We start from the raw sequence: 18,299 nt of genomic DNA on the forward strand, positions 1-18,299 counted from the left end.
TCAGGGGATGAGGCCCTCGGTGCGAGCCCAGCGCTGGAGTTCGGCCTCGGCCTCGTCGCGGCTGAGCGGGCCGCGCTCCAGGCGCAGCTCCTTGAGATGCTTCCAGGCGCGGCCGACGACCGGGCCCGCTGGGACGCCGAGCAGCTCCATGATCGCGTTGCCGTCGAGGTCGGGCCGCACCCGGGCCAGGTCCTCCTCCTCCTGGATGCGGGCGATGCGCACCTCCAGCGCGTCGTAGTCCGCGGCCAGCAGGGCGGCCTTGCGCTTGTTGCGGGTGGTGCAGTCGGAACGGGTGAGCTTGTGCAGGCGGGTGAGCTGGTCCCCGGCATCGGTGACGTAGCGGCGCACCGCCGAGTCGGTCCACTCGCCGCGGCCGTACCCGTAGAAGCGCAGGTGCAGCCCGACCAGCGCGACCACCGGCGAGATCACGTCCTTGGGGAACTTGAGCAGCTTCAGCCGCGACTTCGCCATCCGTGCGCCCACCATCTCGTGGTGGTGGAAGCTCACGCCGCCGTCGCCGCCCACCGCCTTGGTGGCCGGCTTGCCGATGTCGTGCAGCAGCGCGGCCAGGCGCAGCACCAGGTCGGGTCCGCCGTCGGCGGTGTCGAAGCCGACCGCGTTGCTGACCACCTTGAGGGTGTGCTCGTACACGTCCTTGTGCTGGGCGTGCTCGTCGATCTCCAGCTTGAGGCCGGCCAGTTCGGGCAGGAACTCGTCGGCCAGCCCGGTGTCGACCAGCAGCCGCAGCCCGGTGACCGGGTCCGCGCCGAGCAGCAGCTTGGAGAACTCGTCGCGGATCCGCTCGGCGGTGATCCGGCGCAGGTCCTGCGCCATGTGCTCCATCGCGGTGACCACGGCCGGGTCGACGGTGAAGCGCAGCTGGGCGGCGAAGCGGGCCGCGCGCAGCATGCGCAGCGGGTCGTCGCCGAACGACTGGGCCGGGGTGCCGGGCGTACGGATCACCCGCGCGGCCAGGTCGGCGAGGCCGCCGAACGGGTCCGCGAACTCGTGGCCGGGCAGGCTGACCGCCATCGCGTTGACGGTGAAGTCGCGGCGCACCAGGTCGTCGTGCAGGTTGTCGCCGTACTGCACCTGCGGGTTGCGGCTCACGCCGTCGTAGGACTCCGCGCGGTAGGTGGTGATCTCCAGCCGAAGGCCGTCGCGCTGGAGGCCGATGGTGCCGAACTCGCGACCGGTCTCCCAGATCGCCTCGGCCCAGCCCTTGACGATCTTGAGGGTGTCCTCGGGGTGGGCGTCGGTGCAGAAGTCGAGATCGTCACCGAGCCGGCCGAGCAGCGCGTCGCGGACGGATCCGCCGACGAGGTGCAGCTCGAAGCCTGCCTTGGCGAACCGGCGGCCCAATTCGTCGGCCACGGGGGAGACGCGCAACAGCTCGGAGACGGCGTTGCGCTGGACGGCGGTGAGTTCAGGTGAGGGCGACATCGATCATCCAGCGTACTGGGGAGGCTGGTCACGCCCGTTCGCAGGTATGGTGCATCCCATGACAGCCCCCGATCGTCTCCCCCCGGTCGAGTCGGACCACACCATCGTGATCCCGCACGTGGTGGGTACGGCACTGCCCGCCGAGGAGCTCGAGGCCGCGGCCGAGCCTACCTTCGAGGACGAGCACAAGGGGGCGGCCGGCAACTCCGCCAAGATGGCCGTCGGCTCACTGGTGAGCCGAGGCACCGGCTTCCTGCGCACGGCCGTCATGGCGGCCGCGCTCGGCAGCACCGTGCTGGGCAACGCCTACACCACCGCGCAGATCTTCCCCGGAATGATCTACGAGCTGCTGCTCGGCGGCATCCTGTCCAGCGTGCTGGTGCCGATGCTGGTCCGGGCCCGAAAGCACGACCCCGACCGGGGCCAGGCGTACACGCAGCGGCTGCTCACCCTCACCGTGATCGTGCTGGGCATCACCACCGTCCTGGCCGTGGCCTGCGCGCCGCTGCTGGCGATGGCGTACGCGGGCGGCTCCCCGGCGAGCTACCAGAGCCTGATCACGTCGCTGTCGTACCTCATGCTGCCGACGATCTTCTTCTACGGCCTGACCGGCCTGTGCAGCGCGGTGCTCAACACCCGCGGGCAGTTCGCCGCCCCCATGTGGACCCCGATCCTGAACAACATCGTGGTCATCGGGACCGGCGTGCTGTACCTGGTGGTCTTCGGCGACAAGTCGATCGACGACGCCTCCGCGGTGTCCCGCGGGCAGATCCTCCTGCTGGGCGGCGGCGTCATGCTCGGCATCGTGGTCCAGGCGTGCGGCCTGCTGCCCGCGCTGCGCCGGGTCGGCTTCCGCTGGCGCACCCGTTTCGACTTCCGCGAGCTGGGCCTGCGCCGGCTGGCCAGGGTCGGCGGCTGGATGTTCTGCTACGTGATCGTGAACCAGCTCGCGCTGCTGGTGCTGACCAACCTGCTCAACCGGGCGCAGAAAGACGGCGCCGGCACGATGGTCTACAACAACGTGTTCCTGCTGATGATGATGGCGCACGGCATCGTCGCGGTCTCGATCATCACGGCGCTGCTGCCCCGGATGAGCGCGGCGGCCGCCGACGGCCGGGCCACCGACATCGCCGCCGACCTCAGCCGCGGCATCCGCGTGGTGACCGTGATGCTCGCACCGATCGCCGTCACCTACGTCGTGCTGGCCCTGCCGATCTCGATCGCGCTCTTCGAACGCAGCAACTTCACCCGGACCGCCTCGATCCACACCGCGCCGGTGCTGGCCATGGCCGGTCTGGCGCTGCTGCCGTTCGCGATCAGCCAGCTGTTCAACTTCAGCTACTACTCGATGCAGGACACCAAGACCCCGGCCCTGCTCAACCTGCCGGTGATCACCATGCGGTTGTCGATCCAGCTCGGCTGGTGGGCCTTGTTCGCCGCGGCCACCACCGCGGTCGGCATGATGGTCGGCAACGCGGTCTCGTACGTCTTCGCGGCGCTGCTCTCGGCCACCCTGCTCAAGCGCCGGATCGGCCTGATCGGCCTGCGCCGGATCTCGCTCACCCTGGCCAAGGTCCTGGTGGCCGGGCTGGTCGCCGCGGCGGCCGGCTACGGCACGGTCCAGCTGCTCTTCATGGGCGCCACCCAGTCGACGGTCGGCACGTTCACCAGCTGGGTGACCCTGATCGTCGGCGGCATCGTGATCTGCGGCGTCTACGGCGCGACCGCCCTCGCGCTCAAGGTCAGCGAAGTCCAGGACGTCGTCGGCATGGTCCGCCGCAAGATCGGCCGCTGAGCCCACCCGCACCCGCCCTGCCCCGAGGCCGCAGTTTCCCCGAAACTGCGGCCTCGGCTTCTGCGGTGCCCCCGTCTTCCCCGGAACCGCACCCTCGCTGCGCCCGGCCATGGGCGCACTTTCCCCGAAACCGCAGCCTCCGCGACCGGGCCGGCCGGACGCGGTCAGCGGCGGCGGGTGCCGAAGATCGAGCGGATGATGGCCGTGCCGGCCGCCGCGGCGGCCGTGGTCAGCAGGCGTTTGGTCGTCCTGGAGCCGAGGATCTGCTCGGCGAGGTTCGGCTCGGCCCGAGCCGGCGGGGGAGCGGGCGGCTGGGCCGGGGCGGGCGCGGCCGGGGCGGGCGGCGGGGCGAGCCGGGCGGCCAGCATCTCGTACGCCGACTCCCGGTCGACGGGCTGGTGGTACTTCGCGCCCAGCGGCGACCCGGCGACCAGCGCGGCCATCACCGCGGGCTCGACCGCCGCCATCAGCGACTGGGGCGCCCGCAGCCGGGTCCAGGCGACCGGCGTCGGCGCGCCCTTCTCGTTCAGCACGGTCACGATCGCCTCGCCGGTGCCGAGCTGGGTGAGCACCTCCTCCAGGTCGTAATCCGACTTCGGGAAGGTGGAGACGGTCGCCCGCAGCGCCTTCGCGTCGTCGGGGGTGTACGCCCGCAGCGCGTGCTGGACCCGGCTGCCCAGCTGGGCGAGCACGTCGGCGTGCACGTCCTTGGGGGTCTGTGTGACGAAGAAGACCCCGACGCCCTTGGATCGGATCAGCCGCACCGTCTGGGTGATCGACTCCAGGAAGGCCTTGGAGGCATCCCGGAACAGCAGGTGCGCCTCATCGAAGAAGAACACGAGTCTGGGCTTGTCCGGGTCGCCGACCTCCGGCAGTTCCTGGTACAGGTCGGCGAGCAGCCACATCAGGAACGAGGAGAACAGGGCGGGCTGGGCGACCACCCCGGGCAGCTCCAGGATGGTGACCATGCCCCGGCCGTCGGGGGCGTTGCGGAGCAGGTCGGTGGTGGCGAACTCGGGTTCGCCGAAGAACGCGTCCGCCCCGGCGTCGCTGAACGCGATCAGCTCGCGCAGCAGCACCCCGGCGGTCTGCTTGGACAGCCCGCCCAGGCTTTTCAGCTCGGCCGCGCCCTCCTCGGACACCAGGTATTGGATCACCGATCGCAGGTCCTTGACGTCGACCAGCGGCAGGCCTTTGGCATCGGCGAAATGGAAGACCAGGTTGAGCGAGGACGTCTGCACCTCGGTCAGGTCCATGACCTTGGCCAGCAGCAGGGGCCCGAAGTCGGTGACGGTCGCACGGACGGGCACGCCGACGCCCTTGCCGCCGAGGGTGAGGAACTCGCAGGGGTACGCGGTCGGGGTCCAGGACTGGCCGAGCTCGGCCATGCGCTCGCTGATCCGCTCACCGGGCACCGCCGGGGCGGCCATCCCGCTGACGTCGCCCTTGATGTCGGCGAGGAAGACCGGCACGCCCGCCGCGGACAGCTGCTCGGCCATCACCTGCAGGGTCTTCGTCTTGCCGGTGCCGGTGGCGCCGGCCACCAGGCCGTGCCGGTTGAGCATGGCCAGCGGGACCCGGATCGGGCAGTCGGGGTCGGCCTTGCCGCCGTCGCCCACGAGTGCGCCGAGGTCCAGCGCTGGGCCATCGAAGGTGTACCCCGCCGTTGTCGCCGCCGCGTCCACCATGAGTACGTCCCCTTGCCATATTTTGCCCGATATGGAGGAAGCGTAGCCATTTTGGGTCACGCGCACGGAGTATCCGTACCGGCGACTGATATACGTTCGAGTCCCGGAACCGGCCCCTTGCCGGTGCGCCGATTCGTCGGATAGCTGTAAGGTCGCACTCGGCAACCGAGCGGAGCGCCTAGGCTCTCTAGATAGCGGACAACAATGCGACGGCTTCGACACGCGCCAGAAGGCTGATCGAATCCGAGCCGAGCTGATAGAGAGCGACTGCTTGATGAGGGAGGACGGGGTGACCCAGGTCGGCGAGGGTCCAGCGGCCGGGTCCGCTGCCGGATCGCTGAGCGGACTTGCGGTGGGCGACGTGCTCGCCGAACGCTACCGCCTTGAGGAGCACATCAACGACGACAGCGCCGGTCGCCAGGTCTGGCGCGGAGTCGACATCGTGCTGCGCCGTCCGGTCGCTCTCGTGCTGCGCACGCCGGGTGGAGCCTCCGCCGAGGAGATGCTCTCCGCCGCGGTGACCGCCAGCCGCGTCGTGCACGGCAACCTGATCGGCGTCTACGACGCGATCGACGAGGGCGAGCGGGCCTATGTGATCCGCGAGTGGATCGACGGCACCGCCCTGCGCGACCTGGTCGCCGAGGAGGGCCCCTTCGACGCCGAGCGCACCACCTCGGTGCTGCACGCCGTCGCCGACGCGGTGTCCGCGCTGCACGCCAGCGGGATGGCGCACGGCAACGTGCACCCCGGCACGGTCCTGGTCGCCACCGACGGGCGGGTCGTGCTGGCCGACGCCCGGGTCGACTCGACCACCAGCAACGAGGCCGACGTGCGCAGCCTCGGCGCGCTGGCCTACTTCATGCTCACCGGCCACTGGCCGCGCGCCGAGGCCGACCGCGTCACCGCGCTGCCCGACGGCCGCCGCGACAGCACCGGCGCCCTGGTCGCGCCCCGCAACGTGCGGGCCGGCGTGCCGACCTACCTCGACGACCTGGTCATGGACCTGCTCGACGCGAAGCTGGCGCTGCCCACGGCGCAGGTGCTCACCGGCGAGCTGGCCCGGCTGGACACCGGCGACCGCATGCTGTTCGGCGGCAACGGCACCCTGCGCTTCGCCGACGAGACCGCCCCGGCGGAGCCCGCGCCCCGCGCGGCCACCCCGCGGCTGCTGGTCGCCGGCGGCGTCGCGCTCGCGCTGGTCGTGTCCGGCCTGGTGCTGGCGGTCCGCGCGCTCAACGCCGACGCGACCGAGCCCCCCTCGGGCCAGCCGACCGGCAACGCCGTCCAGGCCAGCGCCAGCGCCGCACCGAAGCCCAAGGCGCTCGACCTGACCAAGGACCAGGTCCGCATCATCGCTCCGTTTGGGGACCGGGACAACGCGACCCAGGCGCCGAACATGGTCGACGGCAACGCGAAGACGGTGTGGAAGACGACCGGCTACACGCAGCCGAACTTCGGCAACAACGGCAAGAAGGGCATCGGCATCCTGATCACGCTGGACAAACCGCAGCTGGTGTCCAGCGTGACGGTCGAGCTCTCCGCGCCCGGCACCTCGGCCTCGCTGCTTGGCGGCTCCGCGGACGCGCCGAACTCGAAGGCCGGCGACAAGACCATCGTCGACACCTTCAAGCCGGTCGCCGGGTCTCAGTCCTTCGGCAAGGACTCGGGCACCACCATGGTGTTCTCGACCGACGCCTCCACGCCGTACCAGTACCTGGTGGTCTGGATCACCGATCTGCCGCGGGACCCCTCCGAGTCGGAATACCCCTACCGCGTCGGCGTGCAGGAGATCGTGGTAGAGGTGCAGTGACCGGGCAGGACCCCCGCACGGACGAGGAGCTGCTGGCCGCACACGCCGCCGGCGAGCCCGACGCCTTCGGGGTGCTGTTCCGCCGCCATCGCGACCGCCTGTGGGCGGTCGCGATGCGCACCACCAACGACCGCGAGGACGCCGCCGACGCGCTGCAGGAGGCGATGCTGTCGGCGCACCGTGCCGCGGCCCGGTTCCGGGGCGAGGCGGCGGTCACCACGTGGCTGCACCGCATCGTGGTGAACGCCTGCGTGGACCGGCTGCGCCGCCGTCAGGCCCACCTGACGGTCCCGCTGCCCGGCCAGGCCGGCGCGGACGACGAGGACCGGCACGCCCCAGCCCGCAACGAACCCGCGGCGCCCAGCACCGACCACGACACGGCCATGGTGGTCCGGGCCGCACTGGCCGAGCTGCCGTACGACCAGCGCGCCGCGCTCGTGCTCGTGGACCTGCAGGGCTACTCGGTCGCGGAGGTCGCCCAGCTGATGGGTGTGGCCGAAGGCACGATCAAGAGCCGCTGCTCACGGGGCCGTTCCCGGCTCGCTGTGATGTTGGGGCACCTGCGCAACCTCAGCGACTCCCCTGACGTCGGAGGGACACGAGCACAGGACGTCACACCGGGAGGGGGGCTCTGATGAGCGCAGTTGATCTCGACTTGCTGGCCGACTACGTCGGCGGTGCGCTGGACGGCACCCCCGAGCACGACCGGGTCGCCCGGCTCGTCGCCGACGATCCCGCCTGGCGCTCCGCCGCCGCCGACCTGCGTTCGGCGCTGCTGCTGGTCGACGCCGACCTGGCGGCCCTGGCCGCCGCCGCCGAGCCGATGCCCGACGACATCGCCGCGCGCTTCGACACCCTGCTGGCATCCCCTGAGTTCGCCGCGTCCCCGGCAGCCCCGGCTCGGTCCGGGGTGGGGGAGCGGACCCTGAGCCGGGACGCCCGCGGTGCCCGCCCGGCCCGGCGCGGCTGGCGGCGCTGGGCTGCCCCGGTCGCCGTCGCGGTCGGCGTGCTCGCGCTGGCCGGCGTCGTGCTGCCCCTCGGCCCGCTGGCCACCACAAGGCAGGAGGCGGCCACCGGCATGAGCGCGGAAGACGCGCCCGCCGTGGCTCCCGCGGACGGCCGCACGCCGATCAGCGCCAGCGGCACCGACTACCTCCGTGAGCAGCTGGGCGACGCCGACGTCATGACGCAGAAGAGCGCCCCGAGCGCCTCGGCCGCCAGGACCGGCGACACGCAGCTGTACACCTCCCCGATGCCCGGCCTCGACCGCCTGTCCGGGTCCGCCGACGCGCTCGCGTCCTGCCTGGCCGCGATCCGGACCGCCCTGCCGGGCACGGTCACCGGAGCCGACTTCGCCCGCTTCGAGGGGCGTCCCGCCCTCGTCGTGACGGTCGACACGACCAGCGGCGGCTGGTGGTTCGTGGCCGGTCCGGGGTGCGGCCTGAACGGCGCTGACGAGCTGTTCCGCAGCCACCGCAACTAGACACAGTGAGCTGACCCACCGCTGGGGCCGTAATGGAATGCTCGCTCCGTACGATGGCGTTTCAGCCAGCGACAAGTACGGCGCGAACAGTTCGTGTCGACCCAAGGGAGCGCGTCTCGTGGAGAACGTCCGAAACCTGATCATTGTCGGCTCGGGTCCGGCCGGGTACACCGCCGCCGTCTACGCTGCACGGGCCAACTTGAAGCCCCTGCTCATCGAGGGCGTCGAGTCGGGCGGCGCGCTGATGACCACGACCGACGTGGAGAACTTCCCCGGCTTCCCGGACGGGGTCATGGGTCCTGAGCTGATGGACCAGATGCGCAAGCAGGCCGAGCGCTTCGGCACCGAGTTCATCACCGACAACGCCACCCGCGTCGAGCTGTCCGGCGAGGTCAAGAGCGTATGGGTCGGCGACCGGGAGTACCGTGCCCGCGCCGTCGTGCTGACCACCGGTTCGGCCTGGCGCCCGCTGGGCGTGCCCGGCGAGCAGGAACTGCTCGGCCACGGCGTGTCCTCCTGTGCCACCTGTGACGGCTTCTTCTTCAAGGGCCAGCGCATCGTGGTCGCCGGCGGCGGCGACTCGGCCATGGAGGAGGCGACGTTCCTCACCCGTTTCGCCGAGCACGTCACGATCATCCACCGCCGCGACGAGTTCCGCGCCAGCAAGATCATGGCGGAGCGCGCGCTGGCCAACGAGAAGATCTCGGTCGAGTGGAACACCGTGATCGACGAGATCCTCGGCACGGACGGCAAGGTCTCCGGCATCCGCGTACACAACGTGATCACGAACGAGTCCCGCGAGCTCCCGGCGACCGGCGTGTTCGTCGCCATCGGCCACGACCCGCGCAGCGAGCTGTTCCGCGGCCAGGTCGAGCTGGACGACGAGGGTTACGTGAAGGTCGACGCGCCGAGCACCCGTACCAACATCCCCGGCGTCTTCGCCGCGGGCGACCTGGTCGACCACACCTACCGCCAGGCCATCACCGCGGCCGGCACCGGCTGCACCGCGGCGCTCGACGCGGAGCGCTTCTTGGCGCACTAGTGCGCCAAGAACAGGCAGCACAGCTTGGCGCACCGGTACGAGAACCAGCGGTCTCCGGCCGACGGGGTTCCGGCAGCCGGGCCAGGCACACAAACGGAAAGATTCCGAGATAGGAGAGACCCGAATGGGATCCGCGAAGGCGGTCACCGACGCGACGTTCGTCAGTGACGTACTGCAGTCCGACAAGCCGGTGCTGGTGGACTTCTGGGCCGAATGGTGCGGGCCGTGCCGCAAGGTCGCGCCGGTGCTCGAGGAGATCGCCACCGAGATGGGCGAGAAGGTCACCATCGTCAAGCTGGACATCGACGCCAACCCGGAGACCGCGCGGGCCTACCGCGTCATGTCCGTGCCGACGCTGACCCTGTTCAAGGGCGGCCGGCCGGTGCAGTCGGTCGCGGGCGCCAAGCCCAAGGGCGACATCGTCCGGCTCATCGAGTCGGCGCTCTGATCTTGCGCCACCCCGTGGGGCTCTGAGCTGCGGCTCGGGGTCCCACGGGTTTGTCCGGGGCCGGACCGTGGAACATGGTCGTGGTCCGGTGGAACACACCGGCACGGCGCGTCGGAACGACTACAGGTTCGAGGTCCCTACCGGCCCGCGCGGCGCGATAGGCTCCGGTGGCATTTGTGAGGTTTACCAGGAGGTCCGCTGTGCGAGCCATCAAGCGCGGTGAGCGCGGCCCGGCCGTCACCGAGATCCGGTCGATCCTGGTCGCGCTGGGGTTGCTGGAAGCCCCGACCGACCCGGCCGAGGCGGACCACTTCAACCCGCCCGTGGAACGGGCCGTTCGGGCCTTCCAGCAGGACCGTGGGCTGTCCGTGGACGGCGAGGTGGGCGCCGAGACCTGGCGTGCCCTGGACGCGGCTCGGTGGACCCTGGGCGCCCGCACGCTCTACTTCAGCGTCTCCGACCCGCTGCGCGGCGACGACGTGCGCCAGCTGCAGGAGCGGCTGCTGGAGATGGGATACGACGTCGGCCGCACCGACGGCGTCTACGGGCCGCGCACCGCGCGGGGCCTGTCGGCCTTCCAGCGCGAGATGGGCCTCACCCCCGACGGCACCTGCGGCCCGCAGACACTGCACATGCTGCGGCGGCTCGGGCGCAAGGTGGTCGGCGGCTCCCCGCTGAAGCTGCGTGAGGAGGTCACCTTCCGGCAGACCGGGCCGAGCCTGGTCGGACGGCAGATCATCGTCGACCCGGGGCACGGCGGCTCCGATCCTGGCGTGGTGGTACCCGACGGCCCGCTGCGCTGGACCGAGTCCGACCTGGCATACGACCTCGCCACCCGGCTGGAGGGCCGGCTCGCCGCGGCCGGCATGCGGGTGCACCTGACCCGCGGCCCGCTGCCGATCGAGGCCCCCAGCGATCTCGACCGGGCGCAGCTGGCCAACGACCTGGCCGCGGACCTGCTGATCTCGCTGCACATCGACGGCCACCACAACCCGCAGGCCGACGGGGTGGCCACCTACCACTACGGCACCTCCAACGGCGTCACCTCGACGATGGGGGAGCGGCTGGCCGGCCTGGTGCAGCGCGAGATCGTGGCGCGCACCGGCCTGCGCAACTGCCACACCCACGCCAAGACCTGGGAGCTGCTGCGCTACACCCGCATGCCCGCGGTGCGGGTGGACGTCGGCTACCTGACCTCCCCCAAGGACCGCGCGCAGCTGATCGACCCGATGTTCCGCGAGCGCGTGGTCGAGGCCATCGTCGCCGCCGTGCAGCGCATGTACTTCCCGGTCGAGATCGACGTGAAGACCGGCACCATCGACGTGAGCGCGCTGCGCCTCGCCCTGCCGAGCTGACCGTGCCGACCACCCCCACCGCGGAGCAGGCGCGCCGGTACGCCGACCGCATGCTGGTCGAGATCGCCGCCGCGCTCCTGCAGCGCGACCACCGGCGCTACCGCGTCGTGTGCGACCAGGTGTACGCCAGCACGCTCGACCCGCAGGCCGTCGACGCCGCCGTGTCGCACGCGCTCGAACAGGCGGTGCAGCACGCGTGGAACACCAACTGGCGGCCCGTCGAGTTGGACCACACGCTGCGCCGCTTCGCCGTGCGCGCGGGAGCCCCGAAGTCCGCCGGCAACTGGATGGCGCAGCTACTCGCCGACGTGACGGCGAGCCGGATGCGGGCGCACGACCCGGCGACCGTCGACCGGCGCTGGGCGGCCGAACTGGCGGCCGTCGAAGCGACCGTGTGGTGGCACGACGACGCCGGCCAGCTGGCCCAGTTCGGCGCCAGGCACTCGCTGGACCGGCTCAAGGTGCTGGGCGGTGCCTTCGAGCTGATGCGCTGGCTCTACCAGGAACTGCCACCACTGGAGCACGCCGGGCACGCGCCGGGAGCGCCGGGCCGACCGCGCCGGGCCGCGACCGCAGCGACAGAACACGCAGATCAGCGCATGCTGGACCGAATAAGGGCATTGCTGGCCAAAGCGGAGTCCACTGACTTCCCGGAGGAAGCCGAGGCGTTCACCGCCAAGGCCCAGCAGTTGATGGCCCGACACAGCATCGACCACGCGCTGGTCGACGCCGCCGCCGGGATCAGCGACGGGCCCGAGAGCCGCCGCATCGTCATCGCCAACCCCTACGAGGGGCCGAAGGCGATGCTGCTGCAGGTGGTGGCCGAGGCCAACCGCTGCCGCGCGCTCAACTTCAAGGACCTCGGTCTGAGCACCATCGTCGGTTTCGGCCCCGACCTCGATGCCGTCGAGATGCTCTACACCTCGCTGCTCGTGCAGGCGATCCATGCGATGACCACGGCGAACCAGCGCGCCGACCGGTACGGACGCAAAGACGTGCGCTCGTTCCGGTCGGCGTTCCTCAGCGCGTACGCCCACCGCATCGGGGAACGGCTCACCGAGGTCCGCGAGGAGGTCGACGCGGCAGCGTCCCTGGGCACCGACCTGGTGCCCGTGCTGGCCGCCCGGACCGAGGCCGTCGACACCGCGTTCGAGGACCTGTTCCCACACCGCGTCAGCCGGACCTCGCGGGTCGCCAACGCCGCGGGCTGGGCCTCCGGCCGCGCCGCCGCGGACCGCGCCGAACTGGCGATCCGCAACCCGCTGCCCGCGACGACCGAGCGCTGACCGCGCCTCAGTTGGTGGTGCTGCGCACCGCCGGCCGCACACCCGGGCGCAGCAGTTCCGGGCTCATCGAGCCGAGCAGCTTCTCCAGTGCGTACTCCACGTCGGACTTCCACGACAGCGCGGTGCGCAGTTCCATCCGCAACCGCGGGAAGCGGGGATGCGGTCGCACCGTCTTGAAGCCGACCGCGAGGAAGAAGTCTGCCGGGGCGAGACAGCTGAACTGCTTCGCGTCCTCCTCGGCGTGGTCGCCGAACTTCGCGTCGCCGAACGCCTCGATGGCCCGGATGCCGCGCTTGGTCAGGTCACGCGCCACGGACTGGATCAGCACCCGGCCGAGCCCGCCGCCCGCGAACGCGGCGACCACGTGCGCCGTCATCAGCTGCACCGCGTCGGGGGAGACCGGGGAGGTGGGGAAGGCGTTGCCGCGCGGGACGTACATCGGCGGGGCGTAGAGCACGAACGCGGCGGGCATGCCGTCGACATAGGCGATCTTGCCGCAGGAACCCCACTCCAGCAGGGTCTGCGAGACCCACGCCTCCTTCTCCAGACCCGGGTCGCCCGCGGCGCAGGCACGCTCTGCGGAAACCGGATCAAGCTCCCAGAACACGCAGTTACGACAGCCCTTGGGCAGATCTTCCAAGGTGTCCAGCGTCAGATTCACCACTCTGCGTGACATGAGCAGCTCCGTGCCCTTACCGCGGCGCAGCCGCGATCGCCGAATTCGGCCCGTCACCGAGCCAACTAACTGACTTTACGCCCGATTAAGGCCTCGCTGCACCCTATCCCGTTGGATGGATTCGACCGAATGTCGGTTCAAGACCCACATGACCCAGCGTACGATTCGATGACCAACTGTTTGTCTGGCCGGGGAGGGACCGTGTCGGAGACGGGCACCACGCTCGACGACTACACCGATCGGTACGCGCAACGCATGATCGGGATGACCGCCTCGGAGATTCGAGCTCTCTTCGCCGTGGCCAACCGCCCCGAGGTCGTGTCACTCGCCGGAGGTATGCCGTACATCGCCGCCCTGCCGCTGGACGCGGTCGGCGAGGTCATCGGCGACCTGGTCGCCAAGCAGGGCACCAGCGCCCTGCAGTACGGGCTCGGCCAGGGCATGCCCGAGCTGCGCGAGCAGATCTGCGCGATGATGGCCGACGTCGGCATCGACGCCTCGGTGGGCGCCTCGCCCGACGACGTCGTCGTCACCATCGGCGGCCAGCAGGCACTGGACCTGATCGCCCGGCTGTTCCTCGACCCCGGCGACGTCGTGCTCGCCGAGGGTCCCACCTACGTCGGCGCGCTCGGCGTCTTCCAGGCGGCGCAGGCCCAGGTCGTGCACGTGCCGATGGACCACGACGGCCTCATCCCGGCCGCGTTGGAGACCGCCATCTCCGAGCAGCGCCGGCTCGGCCGCCGCGTCAAGTTCCTCTACACCATCCCGACCTACCAGAACCCGGCCGGCGTGACGCTGTCCGAGGAGCGCCGCGAGCAGGTCCTCGACATCTGCGAGCGGGCGGGGCTGCTGGTCATCGAGGACGACCCGTACGGCCGGCTCGGCTTCGAGGGCGAGGCGCCGCGACCGCTGCGCGCCCGCCGCCGCGACGGGGTCTTCTACCTCAGCACGTTCTCCAAGACCTTCGCGCCGGGCCTGCGGGTGGGCTGGATCCTCGCCCCCCACGCGGTACGCGACAAGTTGGTGATCGCCACCGAGGCGAACATCCTGTGCCCGAGCAACTTCGCCCAGTCCGTGGTGAGCACCTACCTGGCCACCATGCCCTGGCGTCAGCAGCTCAAGACGTACCAGCAGATCTACGCGGAGCGCCGCGACGCGCTGCTGACCGCGCTGTCCGACCTGATGCCCGAGGGCACCACCTGGACCCACCCCACGGGTGGCCTGTTCGTCTGGGCGACCCTGCCCGCCGGCCTCAACTCGAAGGCCATGGTGCCCCGCGCCATCGCCGCCCGCGTCGCCTACGTGCCCGGCACCGGCTTCTACGCCGACGGCACCGGGCAACAGCACCTGCGGCTGAACTTCTCGTTCCCGCCGCCGGAGCGCATCCGGGAGGGCGTGCGACGGCTGGCCGGCGTGGTCGAGCAGGAACTGGCCACGCGCGCGGTCTTCGGCGACACGGGGCCGCTGGACGCGGTCACCGACCTGCCGAGGCCCGGCGCGCACGCGCCCGGTCCCGACTTGGCATGATTCGAGGGTGACCGCACCGTCCACCGCGCCTGTCGTCCGAGCCGATCTCCGCTGCCTGGTGCTGGCGGGCGGCCTGTCCTACGAACGTGACGTCTCGCTCCGGTCGGGCCGCCGGGTGCTGGACGCCCTGCGCGCCGTCGGCGTCGAGGCGGAGATGCTCGACGCCGACGTGGCGCTGCTGCCCGCGCTGAAGTCCGACCCGCCGGACGCGGTGTTCATCGCCCTGCACGGCTCCACCGGCGAGGACGGCTCGCTGCGCGGCGTGCTGGACCTGTGCGGCGTGCCCTACGTCGGCCCCGACGCACGCTCGGCCCGGCTCGCCTGGGACAAGCCGTCCGCGAAGGCCGTGTTCGTCGAGTACGGCATCCCCACCCCCGAATGGGTCGCCCTGCCGCACGACCGGTTCTCCGAACTCGGCGCCGTCGCTGTGCTGGAGCGCATCGTCGACCGGCTCGGCCTGCCGTTGATGGTCAAGCCCGCCCAGGGCGGCTCAGGGCTGGGCGCCGCGGTGGTCCGCGACGCCTCCGCGCTGCCGGCCGCGATGGTCGGTTGCTTCGCGTACGACCAGACCGCCCTGGTGGAACGCTACGTCGAGGGAGTCGATGTAGCGGTCTCCGTGCTCGACCTCGGCGAAGGTCCGTTCGCGCTGCCGCCAGTCGAGATCGTGCCCAGCAACGGGGTGTACGACTACGCGGCCCGGTACACCGCCGGCCTGACCACCTGGCACACGCCCGCCCGGTTGTCGGCGGAGACGAGCGCCGAGGTGGTCAAGACGGCGCTGGCCGCGCACCAGGCGCTGGGCCTGCGCGACGTGTCCCGGGTCGACCTGATCGTGGCGCCCTCGGGAGAGTGCACGGTCCTCGAGGTCAACGTCGCCCCGGGTATGACCGAGACGTCCCTCCTCCCTATGGCGGTGCAGGCCGGCGGGCTCGACCTGGGCGACGTGATCGCCCGCTTGGTCATGCAGGCGGCCGAGCGCGGCTGATCGGCACCACCCCTCGACAGTGAAGCGCCCGGGTTCATGGGAACCCGGGCGCTCTGCTTTATGTCGCTGTCTTCTGGTGCCAATCCTCGTCGGGCCCGACGCACCGGCCGTGACGAACCTCGGGCGGTGCCGCTCGCTGAGGCATGTCGCCGTCGAGAGCGTCAGGAGTCGGTCAACTTCGCCGGCGCCTGCCAGTCGATCCGTGGCGGCTGCGCCAACGGCGTGCCGCCGAACTCCGCGAGCCACGCCGCGACGTGGGCAAGGCTCTCTCGCCACTGGTCCTCGGCGATCGGCGGCAGGATGTCGTCCCACAGCGGGAGGAACGTGCCACGCAGTTGCAACTGCCCGACCGGGCGAGCCATGAACCACACATGGAGGTGCGCGGCCCCGTCGCCCCACCGGTAGACGTGGACCCGTGCCACGTTGTCCAGCGAACGGATGGCCCGTTCGAGCCGCACCGTCATCACGCCGAGTTCGGCGGCGAGGAGGTTCGGCAGGTCACCCAGATCGAGGTGGGACCGAGGCTCCAGCATGAGCACCATCGGCAGGCCCGTGGGCCGGTCCATGGTGCGCACGCGCCAGCGCTCGTTCACCCAGATGTAGGCGTCGTCGGGTGCGGTGCAAGCCGTGCAGTCAGCCGAGTCCTCGCCCTTGCGGGCAGGTTCGGCGTCCACCGGCGGGTCAAGATGCTTGATCTTCAAGTCGCCCTCGAACGGGAACGAGGGCCAAGCAGTGAAGCCGGGAAGGGGCATGGGGGTATCGGCCACCTGCAGAATCTAGCCCAGCCAGGCGGTCCTGTCTCCCCCCGGCTGTGGATTCACCCGGGCCGGTTTCACGTGAAACCACAGCCCACAGGGTGCCTGTGGATAACTCTGTGGATAGGCGGGGGTGTGCCTGTGGAATGTGGCATGGTGACCCCCGTTACTCCGGCGTCACGCAGGCCGGCGTCACATCTGTTCACGTGCTGATCCCGTTGGCAGTACATGGATTCGGCTCGCCCGTGACGATGGTTTCACGTGAAACCAGGCCTGTGGATAACTTGCTTCCGGCTGTGGAAATCGGACGGTCCAGGGCTGTGGACAGCGGATACGTGACCTTCCTCGCACTTGGGCGGGCCGGTGGAGATCGTTGACCTTGGGCATGCGGGTTGTGGATAACTTCCTGGACCTGTGTACGGCCGCCCGTGGCCGGCTCGTCACCTGCTCGTCACAGTCCAGGTGCCTCGAAACCGGGCCTGCCCCGTGCCGATTGCCCCATCCGGCATCTATCAACTGGGTACGGCGCCCTGGGTGGAGACCAGGCCCACCAGGGATCGTGGCCGTGATTGTGGCCGACCCTCGGGACGGTCGGATGCGCTGAGGACGTCGAGAGTGTCCGGACCTGTCGACCTTCGACGACGGCCCTGCCCGCGCCGCACTGGAGCACGGCACCGGCGGCACAGTCCCGTCCGACGCGGCAACCGCACCCGATAAACAAAGTCGGCGTGGGGAAGAGGCGAACTCGCCCGATCACCGACACCGGCCCGCCTGCGCCGGGATCCCCATGGCGGTCGAGCCACGGTGGGCCGCTTCAACGGCTGCCCGACTCTGCCAAAGGCCGGACAGCCAAAGGCCGGACAGCCAAAGGCCGGACAGCCGGAGCCGGAGCCGGAGCCGGAGCCGGAGCCGGAGCCGGAGCCGGAGCCGGAGCCGGAGCCGGAGCCGGAGCCGGAGCCGGAGCCGGAGCCGGAGCCGGAGCCGGAGCCGGAGTGCAACTGATCGGCTCCCTGGCGGTGACGCCATGCGGCACCGGTCTGGTCGTGGCGGCAACTGAGGCACACACAGCCCCGGCCTGGTCAGCGCGCTCGCATGGTGCTGGCCCGCAAACGCACCGCTTGTCCTCAGGGCAGCAACATCCGCCTGCATGTTCCACGATGGCATCGACATGGGCGCGGTGGGCGTGAGGCGTTGGGCGGAAGGCAGTGGGCGGTGGGCGGTGGGCGGTGGGCGGTTCAGCCTGACGTGTGGCACCGGTCCGCTGGTACTTCGTGTGGTCCGCGTAGACGGCCGATCTGCCGCAAACCGGGGAAGCCCGCCAGCACCACGACTCGGCGCCCGGCAGTCTCGCCACCGCACTGACCGCTTGACCTCCGCCTGAACTGACGCAGTCCGTGGCCCTGTCATCCGAGGCCGCATTTGGGCCGGGTGTTGTCGAGAGTCGACGAGTGCGAAGACGCACAACACCAGAGGCGGTCTACCGATCAACCCTGTGCGTCGGGCGTCGGGCGTCGGGCGTCGGGCGTCGGGCGTCGGGCGTCGGGCGTCGGGCGTCGGGCGTCGGGCGTCGGGCGTCGGGCGTCGGGCGTCGGGCGTGACTCAACGAGTGAGGATGGCAGCCGACACTATTGGTCCGTTCGTGGCGTAAGTCGTACTCGCGCGCCGACACCGGGGGGACAGAAAGTCGCCGTCGCCCGGAGACCTGGCGGCCACTGTCTCGTGGCACACAATCGGTCTTGGTTGTTTCACGTGAAACCACGATCTGATGCTCTGGTTGGTGAGGCCGCTCTGCCGTGAGACACCACTGAGACTCGACCCAGTCAGAGGCAACCTCGCATCATGAACCGTCGGCGCCTGAAGGTCTCGCCGAGCCCGCAACGGTCCCTCCGCACCGAGGTGGGAAACCCCCGACCAACTAGGCGCATCCGAAGGCTCTGAACTTGAACAGCCAAAGTCGACCCAGTCGAACCCGCCTGAGGCATAACGTAGGGCGGTCCTACACACGG

At 70.7% G+C, this 18,299-nt stretch carries 13 protein-coding genes and 1 pseudogene; 10 read left to right on the forward strand and 4 right to left on the reverse strand.

Features of this window, described 5'->3' with window-relative positions; translation table 11 throughout:
- Nucleotides 1-1,443 (reverse strand): CCA tRNA nucleotidyltransferase, encoded by a 1,443-nt coding sequence (locus HAV39_RS07925; RefSeq protein WP_191838523.1) that lies wholly within the window; start codon nucleotides 1,441-1,443, stop codon nucleotides 1-3.
- 58 nt (nucleotides 1,444-1,501) lie between these two features.
- Here HAV39_RS07925 and murJ point away from each other — a divergent pair, with 58 nt between their 5' ends.
- The gene (gene murJ, locus HAV39_RS07930; RefSeq protein ID WP_191838524.1) at nucleotides 1,502-3,238 is read left to right on the forward strand and encodes a murein biosynthesis integral membrane protein MurJ; all 1,737 of its coding nucleotides are present in this window, start codon (nucleotides 1,502-1,504) and stop codon (nucleotides 3,236-3,238) included.
- Between the two features lie 164 nt (nucleotides 3,239-3,402).
- Here the strand turns inward: murJ and HAV39_RS07935 are convergent, their stop codons facing one another.
- Entirely contained in the window at nucleotides 3,403-4,926 is a 1,524-nt protein-coding gene (locus HAV39_RS07935; protein WP_191838525.1) for a helicase HerA-like domain-containing protein, read from the reverse strand.
- Between the two features lie 274 nt (nucleotides 4,927-5,200).
- On the opposite strand from HAV39_RS07935, the gene HAV39_RS07940 reads away from it, so the two are divergent.
- The 7 genes from HAV39_RS07940 (at nucleotide 5,201) to HAV39_RS07970 (ending at nucleotide 12,350) form a co-directional block, all read left to right on the forward strand.
- Entirely contained in the window at nucleotides 5,201-6,736 is a 1,536-nt protein-coding gene (locus HAV39_RS07940) for a protein kinase family protein (protein WP_191838526.1), read from the forward strand.
- Entirely contained in the window at nucleotides 6,733-7,371 is a 639-nt protein-coding gene (gene sigM / locus HAV39_RS07945) for an RNA polymerase sigma factor SigM (protein WP_191838527.1), read from the forward strand. The genes HAV39_RS07940 and sigM overlap by 4 nt, the downstream gene beginning before the upstream one ends.
- Nucleotides 7,371-8,219, forward strand: a complete 849-nt coding sequence (locus tag HAV39_RS07950; protein WP_191838528.1) for a hypothetical protein — start codon at nucleotides 7,371-7,373, stop codon at nucleotides 8,217-8,219. Before sigM ends, HAV39_RS07950 begins: the two co-directional genes overlap by 1 nt.
- A gap of 118 nt (nucleotides 8,220-8,337) precedes the next feature.
- Nucleotides 8,338-9,261: a thioredoxin-disulfide reductase gene (trxB, locus tag HAV39_RS07955; RefSeq protein ID WP_120317627.1), complete on the forward strand. Its 924-nt coding sequence runs from the start codon at nucleotides 8,338-8,340 to the stop codon at nucleotides 9,259-9,261.
- A 124-nt stretch (nucleotides 9,262-9,385) separates the two neighbouring features.
- Nucleotides 9,386-9,709, forward strand: a complete 324-nt coding sequence (gene trxA, locus HAV39_RS07960; RefSeq protein WP_120317626.1) for a thioredoxin — start codon at nucleotides 9,386-9,388, stop codon at nucleotides 9,707-9,709.
- A 200-nt stretch (nucleotides 9,710-9,909) separates the two neighbouring features.
- Complete coding sequence (locus HAV39_RS07965; RefSeq protein WP_120317625.1) at nucleotides 9,910-11,064, forward strand: N-acetylmuramoyl-L-alanine amidase; 1,155 nt, start codon at nucleotides 9,910-9,912, stop codon at nucleotides 11,062-11,064.
- A gap of 2 nt (nucleotides 11,065-11,066) precedes the next feature.
- Nucleotides 11,067-12,350 (forward strand): DUF2786 domain-containing protein, encoded by a 1,284-nt coding sequence (locus HAV39_RS07970; protein WP_191838529.1) that lies wholly within the window; start codon nucleotides 11,067-11,069, stop codon nucleotides 12,348-12,350.
- A gap of 7 nt (nucleotides 12,351-12,357) precedes the next feature.
- On the opposite strand, the gene HAV39_RS07975 is transcribed toward HAV39_RS07970, so the two are convergent.
- Entirely contained in the window at nucleotides 12,358-13,026 is a 669-nt protein-coding gene (locus HAV39_RS07975; RefSeq protein ID WP_120317623.1) for a GNAT family N-acetyltransferase, read from the reverse strand.
- 168 nt (nucleotides 13,027-13,194) lie between these two features.
- On the opposite strand from HAV39_RS07975, the gene HAV39_RS07980 reads away from it, so the two are divergent.
- The gene (locus tag HAV39_RS07980; protein ID WP_191838530.1) at nucleotides 13,195-14,553 is read left to right on the forward strand and encodes an aminotransferase-like domain-containing protein; all 1,359 of its coding nucleotides are present in this window, start codon (nucleotides 13,195-13,197) and stop codon (nucleotides 14,551-14,553) included.
- A 7-nt stretch (nucleotides 14,554-14,560) separates the two neighbouring features.
- Nucleotides 14,561-15,538, forward strand: coding sequence for a D-alanine--D-alanine ligase family protein (locus HAV39_RS07985; RefSeq protein WP_191838531.1), 978 nt, complete (start codon nucleotides 14,561-14,563; stop codon nucleotides 15,536-15,538).
- A 173-nt stretch (nucleotides 15,539-15,711) separates the two neighbouring features.
- Here HAV39_RS07985 and HAV39_RS07990 read toward each other — a convergent pair.
- Nucleotides 15,712-16,305, reverse strand: a pseudogene (locus HAV39_RS07990) (hypothetical protein); the annotation flags it as partial.
- Nucleotides 16,306-18,299 lie beyond the last annotated feature (1,994 nt).

Source organism: Catellatospora chokoriensis (genome assembly GCF_011297315.1).
Taxonomy (GTDB): Bacteria; Actinomycetota; Actinomycetes; order Mycobacteriales; family Micromonosporaceae; genus Catellatospora; species Catellatospora citrea.